The following is a 3117-nucleotide window of genomic DNA, read 5'->3' as shown; positions in this document are numbered from 1 at the left end:
AGGAGTTCCTCACCGCTATCACCGAGGTGGCCCTGCGCGCCCATAGCATCGCCGACCGCCATTTCCGCCTCCGCCCAGCGTGAGGGTACGGCGAGCGCGGTGCAGCTCCTGTCAATGGTGCCGTCCATGCCGGCGGTCGGGCGCCGCTTGAGGAGGCGCCTTACTTGAGGAGGCGGTCCATTCGACGGTCGGAGAGCTTTCTTCCGCCGGTCTGACAGCCGGGGCAGTACTGGAAGGATTTGTCGGCAAAGGACACCTCGGCGATGGTCTCGCCGCAGACATGACAGGTCTCACCTGTGCGGCCGTGAACGGAGAATCCGCGTTTCTTCGCGGTTTTGATCTTGCCCGGCGGCAGGCCGATGAGCCTGCTGCGGGCGGCATCGAGCACCTCGCGGATGGCGGTGTGAAGCGTCTGCGGGTCGACGGTCTTCGCGGTTGCGAACGGAGAGAGCTTCGCGGCGTGGAGGATCTCATCGGTATAGGCATTGCCGAGGCCTGCGATGATTCTCTGATCTTCGAGGACCGTTTTGATCCGGGAGGTCGACTCGGAAAGCGCCGCGGCGAGTTCGTCGACGGTGAGGCTCAGGGCGTCGGTGCCGAGCGATGCGAGGGCGGGCACCTCGGAGGGGTCGCGGACGAGGGACACGGCGGCGTTCTTCTTCGACCCGGGTTCGATGAGGTCGAAGGCGGCCCCCGATGCCAGGGTTACGCGCATTCCCAACGGCCCCTTGCCCATCCGGGTCGGACCACTCGGTGCGGTATCATGCCAGTTCAGCCAGCCCATTCGGGCGAACCGGCAGACGAGACTGAGTCCGTCGAAACCGATGACGAGGGCTCGCCCATGGCGGGCCACCTCGGTGATAGCAAGTCCGGCGAGCGCATCGATGCTCGGGTCGACGGTCTTCAGCAGGCTGAGCTCGGCAATGTCCGCGCGGGTGACGAAGTCCCCGATCAGCCGCGGACGCAGGAAGTCGACCAGCGCATCGACCTCGGGTAGCTCCGGCATAACCCCATTATCGTCCTCACCTCCCAATCCCAACACCCCTAATTGCTACCTGATGGCGGCCCAGCAACCTCGCGCGAGGTTGCTGGGCCGCCATCAGGTAGTTCTGAGAGGCGCAAACCGGGTCACAGGAGTTGACCAACCTTGAGAACCCATTGATCGAGGACTAGCGTGGATTGACCACCGGAAGCCGAGTGGCTTCGGTGGATCTCTGACTGCCGAAGGAGGCGGACAATGGCTGAGAACGTTGCTCAGAAGCTCATCCGATCGCATCTGGAGTCTGGGGAGCTCGCTCCCGGAAACGAACTCGGGGTCCGGATCGACCAGACTCTCACACAGGATGCGACGGGCACCCTGGTCATGCTCGAACTCGAGGCTCTCGGCCTCGACCGTATCCGCACGGATCTGTCTGTGCAGTACGTCGATCACAACCTGCTGCAGACCGATGAGAAGAACCCGGAGGACCACGAGTTCCTCCGCTCTGCCGCGGCACGGTTCGGTCTGTGGTTCTCCCCTGCCGGCAACGGCGTCTCCCACCCTGTCCACCAGTCCCGTTTCGGCAAGCCGGGGACGACTCTCATCGGCTCGGACTCCCACACTTGCGCCGCCGGCGCTTTGGGAATGCTCGCCATCGGCGTCGGCGGACTCGAGATCGCCATGGCCATGGCCGGTGAACCGCTCTTCATCAGCGCCCCGCAGATCATGGGCGTCGAACTCACAGGCACCTTGCCCGACTGGGTCTCGGCCAAGGACGTCATCCTCGAAATGCTGCGTCGTCACGGGGTCAAAGGCGGAGTCGGGAAGATCATCGAATATCACGGGGACGGGTTGCGGAACCTCACGGCCATGGACCGTCACGTGATTGCGAATATGGGGGCCGAACTCGGCGCCACCGCCACGGTCTTCCCCGCCGATGATGCCGTCCGCGACTACTTGGAGGCCGTTGACCGAGGCGAGGACTTCACCCGCATCGTGGCCGACGAAGGTGCCGAATACGATCTCACCGACAGCATCGATCTCTCGCAGCTCGAACCGCTCATCGCCGCGCCGTCGTCTCCGGGAAACGTCACTCCGGTGCGCGAGGTCGCCGGTGAGGACGTCTTCCAGGTCGTCGTCGGCTCATCGGCGAACCCAGGGCTGCGGGACTTCGCCGTCGTCGCCGAGACACTTGCCGACCGCCAGATTCAGCAGCAGATCTCGCTCGACATCAACCCCACCTCACGTGAGGTCCTTGCCGACCTCATCGCCGGGGGATGGCTGACCTCACTGGTGGCTTCCGGGGCCCGGATTCACCAATCCGGCTGCATGGGCTGCATCGGCATGGGCCAGGCTCCTGCGGTCGGGCGCAACAGTCTGCGCACCATGCCGCGCAACTTCCCCGGTCGCTCCGGCACCGACGAGGACGCCGTGTGGCTGTGCTCGCCGGAGACTGCCGCGGCCGCCGCGCTGAGCGGGAAGATCACCGATCCCCGCGACCTCGACATGGACTATCCCGAGGTGCGGCTGCCGGAGAAGTACTCTGCGAACCGCAAAATGCTCGTTCCACCGTTGGAACCGGAGGAAGCCCGGAACGTCGAACTCGTCAAAGGAACGAACATCTCGACCCTGCCGGACTTCGAACCGCTGCCCGACGACATCGACCTGGAGATCCTGCTCAAGGTCGGCGACAACGTCTCCACCGACGAGATCATGCCCGCCGGATCCCGCGTTCTGCCGTACCGGTCGAACATCCCGAAGATCTCTGAGTTCGTCTATATCCAGGTCGATGACACCTATGCCACCCGTGCCGCCGAGCACGACGGCGGGCACGCGATCGTCGGTGGGGAGAACTACGGTCAGGGGTCCTCTCGCGAGCATGCGGTCATCGCTCCCCGCTATCTCGGTCTGCGGGTAGTGGTGGCGAAATCGTTGGCGCGGATCCACTGGCAGAACCTCGCGAACTTCGGCGTCCTTGCCCTCGAGTTCACGGACGAGTCCGACTACGAGTCACTGTCCCAGGGCGATGTGCTTGAGTTCCGTGGTCTGCGCGATGAGCTCGGTGAGGGGACGACAATCACCGCCGAGGCGGCCGGTCGAAAGTTCGAATTCCGCCACGGCCTGTCGCCCCGTCAGGT

At 64.6% G+C, this 3117-nt stretch carries 2 protein-coding genes; one reads left to right on the top strand and one right to left on the bottom strand.

Features of this window, described 5'->3' with window-relative positions; genetic code table 11:
* Window positions 1-160: 160 nt before the first annotated feature.
* Window positions 161-1006, bottom strand: coding sequence for a DNA-formamidopyrimidine glycosylase family protein (locus tag ACTIIH_RS16135; RefSeq protein ID WP_441452837.1), 846 nt, complete (start codon window positions 1004-1006; stop codon window positions 161-163).
* Between the two features lie 231 nt (window positions 1007-1237).
* On the opposite strand from ACTIIH_RS16135, the gene ACTIIH_RS16130 reads away from it, so the two are divergent.
* Window positions 1238-3117 (top strand): aconitate hydratase (locus tag ACTIIH_RS16130; RefSeq protein ID WP_441452836.1); only part of this gene is annotated, 1880 nt, incomplete at its 3' end.

Source organism: Brevibacterium sp. (assembly GCF_052105255.1).
GTDB classification, from domain to species: Bacteria; Actinomycetota; Actinomycetes; order Actinomycetales; family Brevibacteriaceae; genus Brevibacterium; species Brevibacterium linens_B.
This window is presented reverse-complemented; position numbering and strand designations above follow the sequence as displayed.

Coding starts and splice junctions, on each gene's coding strand:
- ACTIIH_RS16135 (WP_441452837.1), bottom strand. CDS start 1,006: ATGCCGGAGCTACCCGAGGTCGATGCGCTGGTCGACTTCCTGCGTCCG.